Source organism: Flavobacterium notoginsengisoli, assembly GCF_042686225.1.
GTDB classification, from domain to species: Bacteria; Bacteroidota; Bacteroidia; order Flavobacteriales; family Flavobacteriaceae; genus Flavobacterium; species Flavobacterium notoginsengisoli.
Map to the genome: position 1 here is coordinate 340,897 of NZ_JBHUOT010000001.1, position 21,164 is coordinate 362,060.

Annotated in this window: 22 protein-coding genes; 3 read left to right on the forward strand and 19 right to left on the reverse strand. The window is 33.2% G+C overall.

Going from position 1 to position 21,164, the window contains the following annotated elements; genetic code table 11:
• Positions 1–162: 162 nt before the first annotated feature.
• Complete coding sequence (locus ACFS3A_RS01255; RefSeq protein WP_379823410.1) at positions 163–1,203, forward strand: sensor histidine kinase; 1,041 nt, start codon at positions 163–165, stop codon at positions 1,201–1,203.
• Positions 1,204–1,207: 4 nt separating this feature from the next.
• Complete coding sequence (locus tag ACFS3A_RS01260; protein WP_379823412.1) at positions 1,208–1,915, forward strand: LytR/AlgR family response regulator transcription factor; 708 nt, start codon at positions 1,208–1,210, stop codon at positions 1,913–1,915.
• A 137-nt stretch (positions 1,916–2,052) separates the two neighbouring features.
• Here the strand turns inward: ACFS3A_RS01260 and ACFS3A_RS01265 are convergent, their stop codons facing one another.
• The 19 genes from ACFS3A_RS01265 to trmD form a co-directional block, all read right to left on the reverse strand.
• Positions 2,053–2,520, reverse strand: coding sequence for a DUF1456 family protein (locus tag ACFS3A_RS01265; RefSeq protein WP_379823413.1), 468 nt, complete (start codon positions 2,518–2,520; stop codon positions 2,053–2,055).
• Positions 2,521–2,624: 104 nt separating this feature from the next.
• Positions 2,625–3,659: an aminotransferase class I/II-fold pyridoxal phosphate-dependent enzyme gene (locus ACFS3A_RS01270; protein ID WP_379823415.1), complete on the reverse strand. Its 1,035-nt coding sequence runs from the start codon at positions 3,657–3,659 to the stop codon at positions 2,625–2,627.
• A gap of 1 nt (position 3,660) precedes the next feature.
• Positions 3,661–4,671 carry a dipeptide epimerase gene (locus ACFS3A_RS01275; RefSeq protein WP_379823416.1) on the reverse strand — a complete coding sequence of 337 codons (1,011 nt, stop codon included), beginning with the start codon at positions 4,669–4,671 and terminating at the stop codon, positions 3,661–3,663.
• A 48-nt stretch (positions 4,672–4,719) separates the two neighbouring features.
• Positions 4,720–5,949, reverse strand: coding sequence for a hypothetical protein (locus ACFS3A_RS01280; protein WP_379823418.1), 1,230 nt, complete (start codon positions 5,947–5,949; stop codon positions 4,720–4,722).
• Between the two features lie 89 nt (positions 5,950–6,038).
• Complete coding sequence (gene uvrB / locus ACFS3A_RS01285; RefSeq protein WP_379823419.1) at positions 6,039–8,030, reverse strand: excinuclease ABC subunit UvrB; 1,992 nt, start codon at positions 8,028–8,030, stop codon at positions 6,039–6,041.
• Between the two features lie 46 nt (positions 8,031–8,076).
• Positions 8,077–9,015 carry an alpha/beta fold hydrolase gene (locus ACFS3A_RS01290; RefSeq protein WP_379823421.1) on the reverse strand — a complete coding sequence of 313 codons (939 nt, stop codon included), beginning with the start codon at positions 9,013–9,015 and terminating at the stop codon, positions 8,077–8,079.
• Between the two features lie 86 nt (positions 9,016–9,101).
• Entirely contained in the window at positions 9,102–9,338 is a 237-nt protein-coding gene (locus tag ACFS3A_RS01295) for a uroporphyrinogen decarboxylase (RefSeq protein ID WP_260673023.1), read from the reverse strand.
• Positions 9,339–9,446: 108 nt separating this feature from the next.
• Positions 9,447–9,749 carry a type II toxin-antitoxin system RelE/ParE family toxin gene (locus ACFS3A_RS01300; RefSeq protein WP_379823423.1) on the reverse strand — a complete coding sequence of 101 codons (303 nt, stop codon included), beginning with the start codon at positions 9,747–9,749 and terminating at the stop codon, positions 9,447–9,449.
• On the reverse strand, positions 9,734–9,961 hold the full coding sequence (locus tag ACFS3A_RS01305; RefSeq protein WP_379823425.1) for a hypothetical protein: 228 nt from the start codon (positions 9,959–9,961) through the stop codon (positions 9,734–9,736). The genes ACFS3A_RS01300 and ACFS3A_RS01305 overlap by 16 nt, the downstream gene beginning before the upstream one ends.
• A gap of 57 nt (positions 9,962–10,018) precedes the next feature.
• Positions 10,019–10,969 (reverse strand): 23S rRNA (adenine(1618)-N(6))-methyltransferase RlmF, encoded by a 951-nt coding sequence (rlmF, locus tag ACFS3A_RS01310; protein WP_379823427.1) that lies wholly within the window; start codon positions 10,967–10,969, stop codon positions 10,019–10,021.
• Positions 10,970–11,115: 146 nt separating this feature from the next.
• Positions 11,116–11,778 (reverse strand): thiamine diphosphokinase, encoded by a 663-nt coding sequence (locus ACFS3A_RS01315; RefSeq protein ID WP_379823429.1) that lies wholly within the window; start codon positions 11,776–11,778, stop codon positions 11,116–11,118.
• 67 nt (positions 11,779–11,845) lie between these two features.
• On the reverse strand, positions 11,846–12,301 hold the full coding sequence (locus tag ACFS3A_RS01320; RefSeq protein WP_379823430.1) for a RidA family protein: 456 nt from the start codon (positions 12,299–12,301) through the stop codon (positions 11,846–11,848).
• A gap of 97 nt (positions 12,302–12,398) precedes the next feature.
• The gene (locus ACFS3A_RS01325) at positions 12,399–12,842 is read right to left on the reverse strand and encodes a DinB family protein (protein ID WP_379823431.1); all 444 of its coding nucleotides are present in this window, start codon (positions 12,840–12,842) and stop codon (positions 12,399–12,401) included.
• Between the two features lie 2 nt (positions 12,843–12,844).
• Positions 12,845–13,327 carry a GyrI-like domain-containing protein gene (locus tag ACFS3A_RS01330; RefSeq protein WP_379823432.1) on the reverse strand — a complete coding sequence of 161 codons (483 nt, stop codon included), beginning with the start codon at positions 13,325–13,327 and terminating at the stop codon, positions 12,845–12,847.
• Between the two features lie 3 nt (positions 13,328–13,330).
• Positions 13,331–14,158 (reverse strand): DUF4249 domain-containing protein, encoded by an 828-nt coding sequence (locus ACFS3A_RS01335; protein WP_379823434.1) that lies wholly within the window; start codon positions 14,156–14,158, stop codon positions 13,331–13,333.
• 38 nt (positions 14,159–14,196) lie between these two features.
• Positions 14,197–16,575, reverse strand: coding sequence for a TonB-dependent receptor (locus ACFS3A_RS01340; RefSeq protein WP_379823435.1), 2,379 nt, complete (start codon positions 16,573–16,575; stop codon positions 14,197–14,199).
• A 145-nt stretch (positions 16,576–16,720) separates the two neighbouring features.
• Positions 16,721–18,940, reverse strand: coding sequence for an NADP-dependent isocitrate dehydrogenase (locus ACFS3A_RS01345; RefSeq protein ID WP_379823437.1), 2,220 nt, complete (start codon positions 18,938–18,940; stop codon positions 16,721–16,723).
• A gap of 282 nt (positions 18,941–19,222) precedes the next feature.
• Entirely contained in the window at positions 19,223–19,573 is a 351-nt protein-coding gene (rplS, locus tag ACFS3A_RS01350; RefSeq protein ID WP_379823438.1) for a 50S ribosomal protein L19, read from the reverse strand.
• 216 nt (positions 19,574–19,789) lie between these two features.
• A complete protein-coding gene (gene trmD / locus ACFS3A_RS01355; RefSeq protein WP_379823439.1) occupies positions 19,790–20,470 on the reverse strand; it encodes a tRNA (guanosine(37)-N1)-methyltransferase TrmD in 681 nt (226 codons plus the stop codon).
• A 244-nt stretch (positions 20,471–20,714) separates the two neighbouring features.
• Between trmD and ACFS3A_RS01360 the strand changes: the two genes are divergently transcribed.
• Positions 20,715–21,077 (forward strand): hypothetical protein, encoded by a 363-nt coding sequence (locus ACFS3A_RS01360; protein WP_379823441.1) that lies wholly within the window; start codon positions 20,715–20,717, stop codon positions 21,075–21,077.
• Positions 21,078–21,164 lie beyond the last annotated feature (87 nt).

Below are 21,164 nucleotides of genomic sequence, written 5' to 3' on the forward strand. Positions count from 1 at the left end.
TTTTGATGAACATAGGATTTCATTTTATAAACACATGAAATCTGCAGTGTAATAATTTCATGTAAAGTTTTTGACAGTTCATCCCTAAAAAAGCATGTTTTAAATAAATGTCATTTTCGATTAAAGGCTTAATTGTATTTTTGAGCTAATTATCATAAAACTATGAAATCAAGAATCCCTTTTTACTATCACATTGTTTTTTTCTTATTATTATTTCTAACATACATTTTCTGGGATATTGGACTTAATGATCAAAAAATAGAAATTGTAATCAAAGCAATATGTTATGGAATTACGCCAACTCATTTATTATCAATATTTTGTATTTATATTCTCAATTTTTATTACTTCTGTGAATGGTTTTTAAATAAGAAGAAATTACTTTTTTATATTCTCACAATTCCAGTTTCGCTATTGCTTTTTGCGGCTGTTCGTTATTTTTTGCAAGAAGTTGTTATGTTTAATATTACCGGAATGCACAACTACTATGAAGAAGCTAGAGAAATAACCTATTACATAAAAGACAATTTTTTCTTCGGATTACCAGCTGTACTTTTAAGCGCATTAACTTTTTTGTTTTGGCAGTTTCATACTACGCAACATCAAAATCAGGAATTGCTTCTGGAGAATAAAAAGGCAGAATTTCAAATGTTGAAAGCACAGGTTAGTCCACATTTTTTGTTTAATACGCTGAACTCTTTTTACAGTCAGTTGGTTTTAAAAGAAGACGAAATGGCTGATGATATTTTGGTTCTTTCAGATTTGCTTAGATACGTTATTACCGAGACAGATAAAGATGAAGCGATACTTTCCAAAGAAATTCAGTTTATTCAGAACTATATTCATTTGCAGAAAAAACGTTTTGAAGACCAGTTGTATTTAGATTTTTCTGTTGAAGGAGAATATTCAAATGAAAAGGTCCTTTCTTCAGCCATAATTCACTTTGTAGAGAATGTTTTTAAACATGGGAAACTGAATAATGAAAATGAAAAAGCTGTTATTTCAATCAAAATAAAAGAGGATTTTCTAGAGATTTCAACTTTCAATTATAATGTAAATGGAGAGAATTATTCTTCTACCGGAATTGGCTATGAAAATCTGACCAAAAGACTCGAATACATGTATAAAGACCAATTTGTACTTGAAAAAACAGAAGAAAATAATACCTTTAAAACCTACTTGAAAATACCGCTAAAAAAATAATTTTATGGTTTTTAAATGCATTATTGTAGACGATGAACCGCCTGCAACACGAATTCTCGAAAATTACATTGGGAAAGTAAATTTCCTTGAAAAATCAGGCGTTTTTAATGATTCTCTAAAAGCACTGGAATTTTTAAATACACAATCTGTTGATGTGATTTTCCTGGATATTCAAATGCCTCAATTGACAGGATTACAGCTTTCTAGAATCATTTCGAAAAACATAAAAGTCATTTTTACAACAGCTTATCCTGATTTTGCTTTAGAAGGTTTTGAGCTAAATGCAGTCGATTATTTATTGAAACCCATTTCGTTTGAACGTTTTTATCAGGCTGTTTCAAAATTGAATTCTGAGCCTAAAATAGAAATTTCAAATCAGAGCAATCTGCCAGATTTTCTTTTCGTTAAAACAGACGGAAAAAATAAATTTCAGAAAGTATTTTTGACGGATATTTTATATGTAGAAAGTCTCCAGAATTATGTTTGCATTCATACTTCAAAACAGCAGATTATAACGCATTCATCCTTGAAAAATGTAATTGAATCGCTTCCGGATAATGAGTTTATTCAGATTCATAAATCGTATGTTGTTTCACTAAAACATATCGAATCAACTGATAATTTCTCTGTTTTTATAAATGGAAAAGAATTGCCGATTGGAGCTACTTTTAAAGAGGCTTTTTTTGATAAAATAGAGGAGAATAAAATTTAATTTTTTTTTAACCGCAAAGTGCGCAAGGATTTTTGACTAAGTATTGTGAATACAAATGCAAAGTTCGCAAAGCTTTGTGAATAAAACTTTGCGAACTTTGCGTAAATCTTATCGTTCTTAGCGGTTAAAATCCTCAATTACGATTTTTTCTTATTACCGTTTTTGAATACTACTTTTTCTACCACAACTGGTTTTCCGTTTCCTTTTGGGAATGATTTCTTTTTAGGTTTTCCAGCAGATGAACCTGATTTTGATGCACTTTGATCACCTCTGTATTTTTCTGAATCTTTTGGTGCGGCTTTAAATTCCGGTCTTTCTTTAGAAGTTTCCTTTTTCGGAATTTCTGATTTATGTTTTGCTAAAACATCATTTGGATTTTTCGGATTCTCTTTCGTTCCTCTTAAATGAATTACTAATCCGTTTAAGAAATTACGTAAAACCTGATCGCCACATTCCATGTAGTTTGGATGATCTTCGGCTCTGAAAAAAGCTCCTAATTCTGATTTTGAAATTCTAAAATCTACTAATTCTAAAATTTCAACTATTTGGTCATCACGGAGCATCAAAGCCACGCGAAGTTTTTTAAGTATATCGTTATTTGTCATAATTTTTGTTTCATGTTTAAAGTTTAAAGTTTCAAGTTTTTGTGATCTTTACTTGAATTTAAAACTCATTATTTACTTTTTGCAAAGGTAGTTTTTTAAAATGATTAAAAACGAGAATTAAAATCATTTAAAATGTTTACAAGTTTATCTAAATCCTGTTTAAGGTGATTTGCCGTAATTACAATTCGATTTAATGGTTCTGCTTCTTTGGTGTATTTGAAACTCGCAATAATGATTTTTTCCTGTTGTAGTTTTTCTACTATTTCATTTGATAAAAGATAAATTAAAGGATAGTTTTTATCAAATTTTACATTGCCATTTTTAACTAAAATCGAATCAATATAATTTAAATTATCTAACAGTTTTTGATGCTGTATTTTGTAAATTTCTTTCGCATCAGAAAGTGTCTGCACAAAAGCGGGATTCATTCCGGCGGCACTTGTAAAAGTTTCGATTTCTTTTATTTCTCTAATGAATTCAGAATCTGAGGCAATCACTCCGCCTGTTAATCCGAAGGCTTTTCCTAGAGAAGAAACCAGGATTTTTCTTTTAACTGGAAATTGAACGGAAGCATAAATTCCTGAACCATTTTTGTTTACAATTCCTAAGGAATGCGATTCGTCAATAACCAATGTAACTTCTTTATGATTTGAAATTTCTTTTAAGAAAGATAAATCAACGGCTTGGGTTTGAAATGAAGGAACACCATCTGTCAAAATTGTGACTTTTTCTGGTTTTGAATCTAATAAACGCTCATTCAATTTTTCATTTACAAATACAGAAAGACTTTTTTCAATCTGAATGGCCGAATGAATTTCATGTAAATGATAAAAACAATCGGTTTGCTTTTTCAGTTTTTCCAAAACCAGTTTTCCGGCCAGCATTCCCGAAGAAACCGTAACAGTGCTTTCTGAGCCAATATGAGAAGCTAAAAAGCTTTCGCCTTCATCATAAGCCGTTAATTGAATATTAGCAGTTCTGGAGCTCCCGTAAGTAGTTCCCCATTTTAAAATGTTTTGAACGACTAAATCCTGAAATGCGGTATTTGTCGGAAGTCCCAAATAGGCAGTTCCGCCAAAATACAAATATTGTTCCTGGTCAATTTCAATTACTCGATCTGGAAATTTTTCGACTTTCATTTTATAAAAGTGTAACTCCAGTTCCGTTTAAATCAGAATAACTTACAACACCGTCTTTTATGGTGACACCTGTTGCAATATCTTCTGCTAAAAGTAACGCGCCGTCCATGTCAACATAATCCAACTGTGGCAGTAAATGGGCAATTGCAGAAATTCCGACTGTTGATTCTGTCATGCAGCCAACCATGGTTCTTAACCCTAATTTTTTAGCTTCTTCGATCATGCGTTTTCCAGGAGTTAAACCACCACATTTTACCAATTTTACATTCACGCCATGAAAATGATTATGACATTTTTGAACATCTTCTTCAATAATACAGCTTTCGTCGGCAATTACAGGAAGCACAGAATGTTTAAAAACTTCTTTATGGCCTTCCCAATTATCAGCTTTCATAGGTTGTTCCAGAAATTCGACCCCCAGTTTTTTTAATTCGACTGCATTGTTGATCGTTTCTTCAACGCCCCAGCCACAATTCGCATCAATTCTAAAAACGGCATTGGTGTGTTTACGAAGTTCTTTTACAATTTCGATATCTTCTTTGGTTCCCAATTTAATTTTATAAATCGGCCAGGGAAGTTCCTGCATTTTAGAAACCATTTTGTCAATAGAAGCAATTCCGATTGTATAATCCGTCATCGGATTTCTCTCTGTTGTGTAATTCCATAATTCGTATAATTTTTTGCCTTTTTTACGAGCATACAAATCATTGTAAGCCAAATCTAAAGCGCACAGAGCAAACATGTCGTCTTGTAAATATGGATGGATTTTAGCCCAAAAAACTTCCGGAGTTTCATTGTCTGTACTTTCAATAACACTTCTTATTTTTTCTAAATCCTGCATCATCATCGGAACCGTAATATTGTAATATGGATTGGAAGTTGCTTCTCCAAAACCAGCAAAACCTTCGCTTTGTAATTCCACAATTAAAGAAGGCTGAAAATCAATAGATTCTCTCGAAATGGTAAAAGTATGTTTGAGTTTGAGATTGTATTCTCTTAAAATTAGTTTCATGGTAATTTGTTTGTTATAAGTGGTTTGATTTGGTTTTGATGTAAAATATTAGCTTCTTTTGATTGACATTTTTAATCCGATACCCGTTTGGAAATCAGGCGCATTGTCTAAATTTAAATCTTCCCGAAAGTAAGCAAAATAAGAAAATCTTTTAGTAGAATAAGTACAAATAAAGCTCCATCCTTCTAAATCTTCGTACATATGATAAATGGTCTTCTGCCAGTGTGTATTGATTCTTTCTCCTGTAAAAACAATGTAATCCACATCCTTTTTTTTGTTGTAAGCCGTTTGAAAATTATAATTAACGCCATATGAAATACGATTATTATTTCGGAGTTTCACTTTATAATCAATTAAGCCTTCAAAACTATACAGAAAATCCTGATTGCTAATATTTACCCGCTCGCCATATTCAATTATATGCTGACGTAAAGCCCCTGCACTCAAGCCAAAGCTTAGAATATTTTTGTCTTTTATAATCATTTTTTTGAGAACAGAAGAAGAAACTCCAAAATCTGCAACGGGATTATATTTAGAAGTATTGATGCCAAGTTGTGTTCCGAAATTCAAATAAATATGATGTTTTTTATTCATTTCAAGTTTCGGATAATAGTTATAATTGATTTCGATTCCGGGAATTATAAAATCATTATTTTCCATTGTAATCACTTTGCCGTTTTCATCTTTATAAGATATTCCAGCTTGATTTATTCCATAATGATATCTGGAAAAGGGATCTTTTCCGCCGGCAATATTGCGATGAAACCATTCAATTGTTTCGTCAGAAGTAAAAACCGAAAAAGGATACTTTCCCCGATCCAGTGAATTGGCACGAAGATTAAAATTAAGTTCGTGATGTGTGTTAATTGGTAAAGAAAAAGTAAATCGATAAGAGCGAATAACACCGTCTGCTGTAAATTCCTTAGTTTTAGAAGGAACCTTATCCAAATCAAATGCAAATTCACGGGTGTGCCAGGGAATGCTTTTAGAATAAGCACGATTTGCCGGATCCGTTAGTTCGTATGATTTTACATAGGGAAGTACAACATTTCCGCTTGAAACTTCAAATCCAAAAGAATATTTCTCAGGTGAACGAACATTAAAATTGTGATTTAATCTCGATATATATATTCCGAGAGGATGTGTTGAAAGAAGGTAAGGTTTTATGATATCTGAAGAATTTTCTATTTCTTCATCCCAAAAATCGTTTTGATTGGATTGTGCCGAGGAAAAGGCGGTAAAAATTAAAAAGATAAAAAAGACTAAGCGATATTTCATTTCAGAATTTAAAATTTGGATAAATCTAATGAATTTTAAGATTAGATAAATTCTGAAATGAAATATTATACGATTACTTTTTATAATTGTTATGTAAGCTGTTCCTGTAGTTTTTTAATTTCGTCACGAAGTTTAGCAGCTTGTAAAAAGTCTAATTCTTTAGCTGCTTTTTCCATTGTTTTGCGCTTTTCGCGAATCATTTTCTCCAATTCTCCTTTAGATAAATAAGCTGTTTCAGGTTCTGCAGCGACAGGAATTGGATGTCCTAGTTCATATTCCACCAACGGATTTTTTGTAAAGGCACTGTCTATTTTTTTGTTTAAAGCCTGTGGCGTAATGTTATTTTGAACGTTGAAATTAATCTGTTTTGTTCTTCGGTATTCGGTTTCGTCAATAGTTCGCTGCATACTTGCCGTTATTTTATCAGCATACATAATCGCTTTACCATTTAAGTTCCTTGCCGCGCGGCCAATAGTTTGTGTTAAAGATCTGTGATTTCTTAAGAAACCTTCTTTATCAGCATCTAAAATCGCAACAAGAGAAACTTCAGGTAAATCCAAACCTTCACGAAGTAAGTTCACTCCGATTAGAACATCAAAAAGACCTTTTCTTAAATCCTGCATAATTTCTATACGTTCTAAAGTATCAACTTCAGAATGTATGTAGCGACAACGAATATTTACTTTTGTCAAATATTTCGCCAATTCTTCCGCCATTCTTTTGGTTAAAGTCGTTACCAAAACCCTTTCGTCCAATTCGCATCGAACCTGAATTTCTTCAATCAAATCATCAATCTGATTTAAGCTTGGTCTCACTTCAATAACCGGATCTAACAAACCAGTCGGACGAATAATCTGCTCTACATAAACCCCGTCAGTTTTTTGTAATTCATAATCAGCAGGCGTTGCAGAAACATAAATAACCTGATTTTGCAAAGCTTCAAACTCTTCAAATTTTAAAGGTCTGTTGTCCATTGCGGCAGGTAAACGGAAACCATATTCCACCAAATTTTCTTTACGGCTGCGATCGCCTCCGTACATAGCATGAACTTGAGAAACCGTTACGTGACTTTCGTCAATAATCATTAAATAATCACTTGGAAAATAATCTAATAAGCAGAAAGGTCTTGTTCCAGCTTCACGTCCGTCAAGGTAGCGCGAGTAATTTTCAATTCCAGAACAATAGCCTAGTTCGCGAATCATTTCTAAGTCAAAATTGGTTCTTTCTTCCAGACGTTTCGCTTCAAGATGTTTTCCGATTTCTTTAAAATAATCAACTTGTTTCACCAAATCCTGCTGAATCTGCCAAATCGCGCCTTGTAAAACTTCCGGAGAAGTCACAAACATATTGGCTGGATAAATGGTTAATCTTTTGAATTTTTCAATAACCTGAGATGTTTTTGCATCAAATGCTTCGATCTCTTCAATTTCATCTCCAAAAAAGTGAATTCTGTATGCGTCATCGGCATAACTTGGATAAACTTCTACTGTGTCACCTTTTATTCTAAAAGTTCCCGGATTAAAGTCGGCTTCAGTTCTGGCATATAAACTTTGTACCAGACTATGAAGTAATTTGGTTCTCGAAATAAGCTGATCCCGTGTTATTTCAATTACGTTTTTTTGAAATTCAACAGGGTTTCCAATACCATACAAACAAGAAACAGATGCGACAACCAAAACATCACGACGTCCCGAAAGTAGGGAAGATGTGGTGCTTAAACGCATTTTTTCTAATTCTTCGTTGATAGATAAATCTTTTTCAATGAAAACTCCTGTTACCGGCATGAAAGCTTCCGGCTGGTAATAGTCGTAATAAGAAACGAAGTACTCAACTGCATTATTCGGGAAAAATTGTTTGAATTCGGAGTACAATTGCGCCGCCAAAGTTTTGTTATGAGCCAAAACCAAAGTCGGTCGTTGTACTTCTTGTATAACATTAGCAACGGTAAATGTTTTTCCGGAACCCGTAACTCCTAATAAAGTTTGATATTTTTCTCCGTCGACTACGCCTTGCGCCAATTTCTGTATGGCTTGAGGCTGATCTCCTTTTGGACTGTATTCTGAAGTTACGTGGAAATTCATTTGTTACTGATGAAAATTAGGTTTGTAAAGATACGAAGTTTGTATGCTAATCTAAAAAATTAATAACCGCATCATTAATGATTTTAGGCTGATCGATGGTTAAAAAATGTCCGGCATCTTTTACCGTTTTGGTTTTACAATTGACAAGATATTTTTGTGCCCTTTCTAAACTTTCTTCTGAGTTAATTACATCTTTATCGCCAATTAAGACCAAAACCGGATTTTGAATGGATTCTAATTCTTTTTGAGAAAAAGGCATCATTTTTAGCATGCTCGAATTCGATTTGGAATATTTATTGGCCAAATAAAACTGTCTTTTATAAATAACACTGATGTTTTCCGGATGAGTAGAAAAAGTCTTTAATGTTTTTCCGAATTTCTTTTCGCTTGGGAAAAGTTTCAACATTAAAGCAGAAGATGTTTTTCCGACTTTATCAATAAATTTAAAAGTCTGCGCGGGACTTAGTAAAACTATTTTGTCTATCGAATTAGGTTTTTCTGTAGCTAATAAAGTAGCAATCCAGCCGCCTCTTGAAGCTCCAATTAGATCAAATTTCTTTAATTTATAATGATCAAAAACTTCATTATAAAAAGCAAGAATATCTTTTGATGAAAGCGATTTTGCTGTTAAATTGGATTTATTGGGTTCCATTATAAAGTCAATGGCATAAACCCGATGATTTTTGGCCAAAGCCTTAATATTTGGATACCACATCGTAGAGCTGGCGTCCATTCCGTGGAGTAAAACCAGATCTTTTCCGTTTTTTGGACCGGCCATAACGACATGTGCGGTTCCAAAGCTGGTTTTTACATCTTCTTCTGAATAGGGAATATTCCAAAGCTTTAAAGCCTTATCGTATGCGGCTTGATATTTTTGTTCTTCATTTTTGGTTTTAAAAACATAATCTTCAAATTTTGCTTTTTTAGAAGCACAACTTGTGATTAAAAATAATACGATAATTAGGCGGGAATATGGTTTTAGCATTTTAAATAAAATTCAATTTTGAACCTAAAGTTACGATTATCGTAAACAGAAAGCATATCAGAATTTTATTTTAAAATATCATAATTTTAAGATTTTTCGTTTTTGGAAGTCAGATAATAAATCTGTACAAAAGCTAAAATGGCATTTGGAATAATTACCGGCCAAAGCCATTGATTGAAATCTCGATAATCGTTTAGAAAGATGCCATAAATTACAAAGCAGATACAGCCAAACATATTAATAAATCGGATTGTTCTAAGGTTTTTCAATAAAAAACCGCCGACAATAAAAACAGATGCGAGATAACCAATGTATTCTGCCATAATATTGATTTTAAATAGTTTACAATAAATGTAGCAAAAGCTAATTATAAAATCAAGGTTTTGTTTTGGAAATCAGATTATTAGTTGATTGATTTTTTTTATGAACGATTACAATGTTTTAGGATTGCGGCTTGTATGTCGAATTCTTAAAATATGAATTTCTTTTGAGGTTATTTTATAAGATATTCTATAGCTGTAAATTTCATACGCACGATAATCTCCATTGTTTGAAATTTTCATTTCATCCAATTCATAAATTTCCCAGTTTGTTCTTAAGATTGTAACAGAGTTGTAAATTGTTTCTATTACCTTGTTAGAAATATTTTTGCTCTTCGATTCTTTAAATATATGAAAGTAGATTTTTTCAAGTTGATTTTGAGCTGTTTTAGACCAAATTATTTCTTTTTCCATTGCTCAATTTGATCCTTAATTTCATTATGAGAATAATAATTACCGTTTTGGATATCTTCTTCGGCAACTTTTAAATCTTCATTATATCTTTCAGAATAATTAATTGGAGTTTTACGACTGTCTAAAATTGTTTTTAATGCTGATAGGAATTGATTATCATCAATTTTTTCAATTTCAGAAATCAAAATAGTTTTAAGTTCAAGAGTGTTCATAATTGAATAATTTTATCGAAGTTACAAAAGAAAAACGTATCAATACTTTTGAAAATCTTAAAATTTCCATGACTTTTGTTCAGCATTACTTAAAAAACTCCAAGCCACAATACGACTCGTTTTTTGTCCCTGCGACATTTCGATTGTTTTAATCGAAACTGCATTTACTTTTTTTAACGTTTTATAAATAGCCGAAAGATTTTCTTTTTTAGAAACCAAAGTCGTAAACCATAAAACCTGCGAAGTGTATTTGGCACTTTCGTAAATCATTTGGGTTATAAATCCGATTTCGCCGCCATTGCACCATAATTCTGCATTTTGACCGCCAAAATTTAAAACGGGATTTGAATTTCTTTTTTCTTTTGGATTCAGATTAGAAACTTTTCTGGATGTACTTTTATTTGCTTCTTCGGCTGAAGCATGAAAAGGCGGATTGCACATCGTAAAAGCAAAACGATCTTCGGGTGTGATAATATTTTTGAAAATAAATCGAGATTCTGTTTGTTGTTGTAAACTTATTGAATCTATAAGTTTAGGATTGGCTTCGATAATTTTACTGCAATTTTTAATCGCTTTTTGATCAATATCAGTTCCAACAAAACTCCAGTTGTAAATTGAATTCCCTAATATCGGATAGATTAAATTTGCACCTGTTCCGATGTCTAAACCTAAAACATGAGAAGTTTCAGGAATTTGGTTATTGTTGGTTTCCGCTAATAAATCGGCTATATAATGAATATAATCTGCTCGTCCTGGAATGGGCGGACATAGATAATTTTTAGGAATATCCCAGTTTTCAATTCCGTAGTAAGTTTGAAGTAAAGCTTTATTCAATGTTTTTACTGCAAGCGGATTGCTGAAATCAATCGTTTCGATTCCGTGTTTATTGATGGAAACAAAAGCTTTTAATTCAGGACAATTAGAAATAAGTAATTCAAAGTCATAACGAGAACGGTGAAGATTTCTTGGGTGTAAATTGTCTTTTTGGGAATTGTTTTCTGCTTTCATTTTTATTGATTTCGGTGCAAAGATAGGTATTCCATTTTTTAGAAAATTGTATTATGAAAACGATTGCCCTAGCCCTGATGGAAGCGGTATCCTTTTTCTTGCTTCTTTAGCAAGAAAAAGATATAGCGGACAGCAGGAAATAGCTCCTAATCAAAACACTCCATTAAAAGCAGATCGCCTTCACGATGTGTTATCGTTATATTGCCATCTTTTTCTACAGAGTTGCTGCTTCCGGTTCTGTAGCCCATTGTTAGCGTATCGTTGTTTAATTCGTATTTTAAATTTGTCGAATAAATTCCGTTTACCACACCAATTGGAATTAATGAAATTGGCGTTTTGGCGGTGTACCACTTCTCAAATTTTGATGGTAACAGGAATATTTTAGAATGATCGTCAAGAATTACGATTTTTAGTAAATTTCTATAACGAACAATATTTGTTAGGTTTGTTATAGTATGATCAGCACGTTTTCCGGTTGCCCAGACTACATTTACGGCAGGAATTTTTCTTTCAATTAAATAATCAAAAGCTTTTTCTAAATCGGTTTTATCTTGATCTGGCGTGTGGACAATTTCGATAGGGAATTGTGAAGTTTTGTAAATTTCAGGATCAAATCCGCGATCAAAATCACCTAATAACACATCGACTTTTATGCCTAATTCAATCACTCTTTCTATAGCCGAGTCTAAAACAACAACCAAAGGAGACCATTCAAGTAATTGTCCTAATAATTCAGGATCGCAAGCGGCTCCGTTGGCAATTATTAAAGCAGGTTCCTGATCGTCGCGTACAATATGGTGTGAAGACATTTAGAGTTTATTTTAAATATGCCGCAAATGTACGAAAGTTATGGGCTTTGACTGGTCATCAGTTTATTTAATTGACTTTAAAAGCAACAGCATCAACTTCTATTAACATTTTGTCGAGTGCTAATCTTGGAACAGGAATTAAAGTACTGGCAGGAAAAGGTTTGTTTTTCCATGTTTTACTAATTTCTTCTTCCCATATTTTTAGTTTTTCGGCGGAATGATCTACTATTAGAACTGTAATTTTCAGGACATTTTCCGGTTTTAGGCGATAACTGTCTAAAATGGTTGTCAGGTTTTTTAAAGCCGTCTGAACCTGTTCCCTAAAGTCTGAGCTTAAAATATGTTCTTTGCCTAATCCGCCACTTTGACCGGAAATATAAACCAGTTCTCCGGGTGTTTTTACAGAAGCTGCATGACTAAAACCATATGGAGCAGGATTAAATAAAGAATCAGGATTTTTGAAAGTTTGCGCTTTTGCTTGAAATGCATAAAGACATAATGCATATACAATTAAATGTTTCATGTTTTAAAAATTAGAATTAAAAGCACAAAGGTTTCGCAATTCTAATTTTTAAAACATTTACATATGTTGAGGCTTTACTGTTTTAACCGTTTTTTGGTTAATCGAGTAATCTTCTATGGTAATTAATTTGTCCTAAATGATACGCTAAATGGGTTGAAAGGTGAACTAAAAAAAATCCAGTTGTCATTTCTTTTTCAAAAACAATCTGAGGATAAATTTTTTCTAAATCGGTTTCACTTAAAGAGTCCAGGGCATTATTTACTACAATGATTGTATTTTCAATTTTTTCAATTAACTCTGATCTTGGAATATCTTTTAAAGAAAACTCTAAGGGACGATTTCTGATATATGCTGTTTTTCCAATTTCGGCACCAATATAGGTATTTAGATTTCCCATTAAATGAAGGCAGAGATTTCCTGCTGAATTTGCTATGCTTTTGTCAATAATCCAAATAGAATTCTCATTTTCATAAGATTCAATTTCGAATTTTAGTTTATCCAAATCTCGATTGAAAAGTATTTTAAGTGTTTGAATTATCATAATCAATCTCTATTTTTTATAGGAATCCAGATTTCTTCTTCAGAATTAGGATCGTCTTTTTTGTACTTTTCGTCCATTACTGCAAAATGAGGTCTTTCATCTACAGTATAATCTGAATTTGGGAGCCATTCTGCAAAAATAGTGTGATAGGTTTTGTGTCCTTCACTTGCCGGACCTTTATGAATAAAAACAGCATATAATCCGTTTGGGATTAGTAAAGTCTCCATTTCATCCGGAACACTATCAAAATCTGTAACTTCTACAGCAGCCCATTTTTGAAAGGTTCTGCCAGAATCAAAATTATCAAAATAGTTTACAGGAAATACTTCAAGCGAATATAAGCAGGCGTCAATTTTATTTGTTATAACTTTTAGCTTTGGCATAAAACCGCTCCACAATTGAAAAGTTTTATTTTCAAGAAAAGACATTTCAATGTGCTTGCCAATTAGTTTTTTTTCAGTTGCGATTTTAATTTGTGCTTCCATTTTTTATTGTGCAGTTATTTTATATTTAACGGTGTAAGTTTCGCAAAGAGAAAAATAACCTAAAGGATAATTTTCTTTATTCGTCACATTAACAATATTTCCTTTTACAGTTGCCGGAGGAGATTGAAAAGGACCTCCAACATTGCTTCCGGCAACACTAACTAAAATATTCATATAATTGTAGTATTGCTTTGAGATTCCGAAATGAGTTATTTCGATTTCATTTCCAATTACTAAATCTTCATCATCAGAAAGACTGAAAAATTCATTACCATTAAAAAATTTATCCTCATCTGCGTAAAAGGTTGATTTCACTTTATTTGGATATACATATTTATACAAATAGAAATTATCCACATCGGCAGGATCATTATAGAATGCTTTTATTTCAATATCTTTTCCTGTAAAACCGCCTTTGTTATTTTGTTCTATTCGGGTAATAGGCGCTACTGATTTTAAAGTTTCAGTTGCAATGTATCGGTTTCCTCTGCTAATTACAGTTAAGGTGTATTGTTCTCCAATAACGGGTTTGAAGTTTGTGCATAAATATTGACCGGTTTTTTTGACTTCTATAAAATTAAATTGCTCGTCATGACTGTTTTTTATGTAAACAATTGCATTGGATATAGTTGGAATTACATTCTCAAAATAACCGGTAGTTGTAGTTAGTTTTATTCGTTGTTCATTTCCCTTTTCTCCTTTTTCCCAATTGATAGGTGCTTCAATTACTAATCTTGGTGGTGCTGTATCCAGATCAACATCAACAACTTCTTCGCAACTTGTAGCGAAAAAGGATATGAAAAACACGATAATTAAGGTTGTTTTTTTCATAACATATTTTTTTATTTCTTTTGAAAAGAGTGTTTTTCTTAGAATTTGAAATTATAACTTACTGCCGGAACAATTCCAAAAATAGACAATTGTACCGCTTCATTGACACCTGTATCAACATTTTGTCGAAAATTAATAGAGGCAGCATTCATTCGGTTATACAGGTTGTAAATACTAAAAACCCATTCCCCTTTCCAGTTTCGGTCTTTGTTTTTTCTTGGAGTCAGAGTTGCCGAAACATCTAAATGATGATATGCAGGAAGCCTGTTTTCGTTTCTTAATCCGTAACTTGGAACAGTAATTCCGAGATATTCATATTGTCCGTTCGGATACGAAGCCGGCTGTCCTGATTGTAAAGCAAAATTAGCCCCAAATGACCATTTTTCATTTAAATTATAAGCCGAGGTAATAGCTAAATTATGGGTTTTATCATAAGCCGAAGCATACCATTGTCCGTTGTTAATTCCCGTTTCTTCAGGCGTTCTGCCCGGAGTTTGCTGTTCTGATTTTGATAAAGTATAAGCAATCCAGCCGTTAAATTTGCCTTTATTCTTCTTTAGCATAATTTCCAGACCATAAGATCTCATTTTTCCATTCAAAATAACCTGCTCAATTGCATTATTAGCAATTAAATCGGCTCCATCAATGTAGTCGAGTCTGTTTTGAATTTCTTTATAGTAAGTTTCTATTTCAAAAGAATAATTGCCATTATGAATGTTTTTAAAATAACCAAGAGCAACCTGATCTGCAAGCTGCGGTTTTATATAATTATCGCTTGGCATCCAGACATCCAACGGAGTAGGAGAAGATGTGTTTGAAACTAACTGAAGATACTGCGCCATTCGGTTATAGCTCGCTTTTATGGCCTGATCATCATATAATTGATAAGAGATAGAAAATCGTGGTTCGAGATTGTGGTAATCCTGAATTACTTTGTTTTTTCCAAAGTATTTGGTCGAAATTGGAGTGCCTTTCTCATAAATCTGCATATCAGTGTTAAAAGTTACGGCCTGATTGTTTTCGTAATAATTAATTGTTGAGGCGCCCAATCTGTAAAACAAACTATAGCGTAACCCGTAAGAAATATTGATTTTGTTGGAAAGCTGACTTTCGGCATCTAAATAAACAGAAGGTTCGAAAGCATATTTTTTGTCCAATTGATCAGGATTAATTCCTGAATCTTCTCCGGTGGGTTTTATAGTTCCGGGATTAAATTGATAGTAAGTTCCGTTTATTCCGTAATTCAGTTTTAATTTATCAGAGAGATAATGCTTAAAATCATATTTGATATTGTAATTTTTAATTCCGGAATCCCAGTTGAAACCTATGAAATTCAGATCAAGTCCGTAATAATAATCGCTGTATATTAGAGATAAATTTGCAAATAGCTTATCAGAATACAAATGATTCCATCTTAGATTAAGAATGGAGTTTCCATAAGTATTGGTGAAACTTTTATTTAAACTGAAAACGTCACGTCCGAAATAGCCTGATAAATATAAATTGTTATTATTGTTAAGTTTGTAACTCAATTTAGTATTCAGGTCATAAAAATAAGCGGAGTTATCTTTGTTTTCTTCGGAGAATTTTAAAAATAAATGAGCATAAGAAGCTCTACCCCCAATTAAGAAAGAGCCTTTATCTTTTACGATAGGACCTTCGGCAAGAATACGGCTTGAAATTAATCCGATTCCTCCGTTCATATGAAATTCTTTACTGTTTCCGTCTTTTTGATAAATATCCAAAACAGAAGAAGCTCTTCCTCCGTATCGCGCAGGAATGCCGCCTTTGTATAATTTTAGATCTTTAATGGCATCCGGATTAAAAACAGAAAAGAACCCAAAAACGTGAGAAGAATTAAATATTGTAGCTTCATCCAAAAGAATCAGGTTTTGATCTGCACCGCCTCCGCGGACATTAAATCCGGAAGCACCTTCGCCTGCATTGGTTACACCCGGAAGTAATAAGATAGATTTTATAACATCTACTTCGCCTAAAACTACCGGCATTTTTTTGATCGTCGAAATGGAGAGTTTGTTCACGCTCATTTCGGGCGACTTGATATTTATTTTTTCTTTGTTGTCTGTAATCACGACTTCCTGAAGTTCTTCACCCGAACTAATAGAAAAGTTGCTCTTGGTATTTTGATTTAAAAGGATATTTTTCTGAATGGTTTGGTAGCCAACATAACTGATTTCAATTTCATATTCGCCCTTTGGAGCCGAAAGAGAATAAAAACCATATTCGTTTGTAGTAGTTCCAATTTTTAGACTTGGTATGTAAATATTAACTCCAATTAGAGTTTCGTTGTTTTTGCTGTCAATGATTGTACCGCTTAAAGTAAATTTTTCCTGAGAGAAAGAACTGAAAATCGTTAAAATAAAAAGAAAAAATGTGCAGGTATTTTTTGTAATCATTACATTGATTTTGATTTACATAGATAACAATTCTTGCTAAAAGTTTTTTCGAAACTACTGTTAAAGATAAGTTAAGATAAAAAAAGGACAACTTTAGAGCTGTCCTTTTTTGTTTATTCAAGAGATGCACTGCAGTGCTTCTAAATTATTTGATTTTAGCAATAATAGCGTTGAATGTTTCGCTTGGACGCATTGCTTTGCTTACCAACTCAGGAGTTGGCTGGTAGTAACCGCCAATACTTTGAGCTTTTCCTTGTGCACCAATTAATTCTGCATCGATTTTAGCTTCGTTAGCTTCAAATTCTGCTGCAATAGGAGCAAAGATTGCTTGTAATTCAGCATCTTTGGTTTGAGACGCTAAAGCCTGAGCCCAGTAGAATGCTAAATAGAAGTGAGATCCACGGTTATCAATCTGACCCACTTTACGAGCAGGAGATTTATCATTTGCTAAGAATTTATCATTAGCCTGATCTAAAGTTTCAGATAAAACAATTGCTTTAGAGTTGTCTAAAGTTTGTCCTAAATGCTCTAATGAAGCACCAAGAGCTAAAAATTCTCCAAGAGAATCCCAACGTAAGTATCCTTCTTCTGTAAATTGTTCAACGTGTTTAGGAGCAGAACCTCCTGCGCCAGTTTCGAACAATCCACCACCATTCATCAAAGGAACGATAGATAACATTTTTGCAGAAGTTCCTAATTCTAAAATTGGGAATAAATCTGTTAAGTAGTCACGTAAAACGTTTCCTGTTACAGAAATAGTGTCTAAACCTTTGATGATTCTGTCTAAAGTAAATTCAGTAGCAGCAATTGGGTTTAAAATACGGATATCTAAGTTTGTAGTATCGTAGTCTTTAAGGTATTTTTGAACTTTTACGATCAATTCTCTATCGTGTGCTCTGTTTTCGTCTAACCAGAAAACAGCAGGAGTATCAGATAAACGAGCTCTGTTTACAGCCAATTTAACCCAGTCCTGAATAGGAGCATCTTTAGCCTGACACATTCTGAAAATATCGTTTGCTTCAACGTTTTGTTCCATTAAAACAGTTCCGTTTGCATCAACCACACGAACAACACCATCACCTTTAATTTGGAAAGTTTTGTCGTGAGATCCATATTCTTCAGCTTTTTGAGCCATTAATCCAACGTTAGGAACACTTCCCATTGTTTTTGGATCAAAAGCGCCGTGTTTTTTACAGAAATCGATAGTTGCAGTATAAACTCCAGCATAAGAACGGTCTGGAATAACAGCGAATGTATCTTGTGCTTTTCCTTCTTTGTTCCACATCTGTCCGGAAGTACGGATCATTGCCGGCATAGAAGCATCAACAATTACGTCAGATGGAACGTGTAAGTTAGTAATTCCTTTGTCAGAATTAACCATTGCTAAAGCTGGTCCGTTTGCGATTGCCTGATCGATAGCAGCTTCAACTTCTGCCTGCTCAGGTCTTCCGGCAATTTTAGCGTAAATATCGCCTAAACCGTTTCTTGTGTCAACGTTTAATTCAGCAAATAAAGATTCGTATTTTTTGAAAACATCTGCAAAATATACTTCAACGATAGCGCCAAAGATAATCGGGTCAGAAACTTTCATCATGGTAGCTTTTAAGTGTACAGAAAGTAAAACTCCTGCAGCTTTAGCTTCAGCGATCACATCAGCAGCGAAAGCTTTTAATTTGCTTACACTTAAAACAGAACTATCAATAATTTCTCCGGCTTTTAATGGAGTACTTGCTTTAAGAACAGTTGTAGTTCCGTCTTTAGCAACGAATTCGATTTTTACATCATTTGCTTCAGCAACAGTTAATGATTTTTCACTTCCGTAAAAATCACCGCCTGACATAGAAGCCACTTTAGTTTTTGAGTCAGAAGACCATGCACCCATTGAGTGCGGGTTTGCTTTTGCAAAGTTTTTAACTGCTCTTGGAGCTCTACGGTCAGAGTTTCCTTCGCGTAAAACCGGGTTAACAGCAGAACCTAAAACTTTAGCATATTTTGCTTTAATTTCCTTTTCAGCATCATTTTGTGGGTCTTCCGGGAAATTTGGTACATTGTATCCGTGCGATTGTAATTCAGCAATAGCCGCTTTTAATTGCGGTACAGATGCTGAAATGTTTGGTAATTTAATAATGTTAGCTTCTGGCTGAGTTGCTAATTGGCCAAGTTCTGCCAATGCATCTCCAGTTTTTTGAGCATCAGTCAAAGATTCCGGGAAATTTGATAAAATTCTTCCTGCCAGCGAAATATCTCTGGTCTCGATTTCAATTCCAGCTGTAGCTGTAAATGCTTGAACAATTGGTAACAAAGAGTAAGTTGCCAATAACGGCGCCTCATCAGTTAAGGTGTAAAAAATTTTTGATTTTGTCATTTTCTTTTTTTTTTATAATCGTATCGTCAGGAGTTAACGATGGCAAAGATATATTCGGCTCAAAATGAGCGGAGCAAATATAATAAAATCACAACGAAATCGGTTGAGTTTTCCTGAGAAAAGGCGAAATTAACAGATTGTTATTTCATGTTCAATATATTGCTAAATCGATGATTTTGATATTAAAAAATTACGGTTTTGATATTGGTTAAAAATAAGGCATAAAAAAAACTCGTTTCAAATGATCTGAAACGAGTTTTTTTATAACAATTAGATAAATGATTATCTTCTTTTATCTTTAATCTTAGCTTTTTTACCAGTAAGTTGTCTGAAGTAGAAAATTCTAGCTCTACGTACAGCTCCTTTTTTGTTCACTTCGATTTTTTGCAAAGCTGGTAAGTTTACTGGGAAGATACGCTCAACACCAACTGAACCAGACATTTTACGAATAGTAAAAGTTTCTGTAATACCAGAACCTCTTCTTTGAATTACAACTCCTTTGAAAAACTGAGTTCTAGTTTTTTCACCCTCTTTAATTTCGTAGAAAACAGTGATTGTGTCTCCAGCTCCGAAATCAGGAAAATCTTTTTTAGCAACGAATTCGTCTTGAACGAATTTTAATAAATCTGCCATGATAATTTAAATTATGGTTTTTATATTAGAGCAACATTCACGGATCTCGCCAGAGGTTGGTCAAATTTGGGTGCAAATGTAAAAAATAATTATAAATTATGAATTATAAATTGCATTTTTTTTTTAGTTTATTTTGTTTCAGGTTTCAGGTTTCAAGTTGTTGCTATCGAGAGTTTTAACTTGAAACAAAAACAACCTTAAACTTGAAACTAAATTTTAATGTTCTTCCAACAAATCCGGGCGTCTGTTTTTAGTATGTTCGTATGCCATATCTTCGCGCCATTTGTCAATTTTTGCGGCATGTCCGCTGGTTAAAACTTCAGGAACTTTCCAGCCTTTATAATCTGCGGGTCTTGTATAAATTGGTCCGGATAATAAATTATCCTGAAAACTATCCGTTAAAGCTGAGGTTTCATCACTCAAAACTCCCGGGATTAAACGGATTAAAGCGTCAGATAGCACAATAGCTCCCAATTCTCCTCCTGATAAAACATAATCGCCAATGGAGATTTCTTTTGTAATAAAATGATCTCTTACTCTTTGATCAACGCCTTTATAATGCCCGCATAAAATAATAATGTTTTCATACATCGACATTTTATTGGCCATTTTTTGATTTAGCGTTTCGCCATCCGGTGACATATAAATTATTTCATCATATTCGCGCTGACTTTTCAAATTTGTAATACAATCATCAATAGGCTGAATTGTCATTACCATTCCGGCTCCACCACCAAAAGGATAATCATCAACGCTTTTCTGGCGATTTGTACTGTAATCACGCAAGTTGTGAAAGTGAACTTCGACTAGTCCTTTGTCAATAGCGCGTTTCATAATCGAAGCTTCAAAAGGGCTTCTTAGTAATTCAGGCAAAAGTGTAATAATGTCAATTCGCATTTTTGATTCAATAGTTTTCTTGTCGGCAAAGATACAAAGTTAATTTTTGTCAATTTTCAAAGATTTATAACCGACTTTTTATCAACGGAATATAAGATTATACCTCTTTCAGTGCATTTCATCGTATAAATCGTGCACTTTATCGAATTTAATGTTATGATAAAGTTTTAGCGTGTTTATTTGATAAAATAGTGTTAAATTTATAAGAATTTACTACTTAAACTAAAAACTACCAGATTTGCTTATGAAAAAAACTTTACTCTTACTTGTTATTGCAATTTTGCAGACCTCGTGCTCCAATACCAGTAAAGCCAATGAGAAATGGCTTGGAGAGACCAAACAGAAATTAATGAAAAGTTGGGGGCCACCCGTTAGAATCCTTCATGATGATCAGGATAATGAAATACTTCTTTATGCAGATCAGGTTTTTACTAAGGATGATACTGATGACTCGGGAATTGCCGGACCTTCTTATTGGAAATACAACTATATGTATGTCAATAAAGAAGGGAAAATTTATTTATGGCAAAATGAAAAGCAAAAATTCCCACCACAGTCTGTGGATTCTAAGAGTTTAATTGGTTTGAGCTCAAAAACGGGCAGATAATCTTTTATATTTCATTTAAGATTTATGTAAACAAAATAAATAGTATTTTTAAAGTATCACTTTAGAAATACTATTTATATTTTAAAC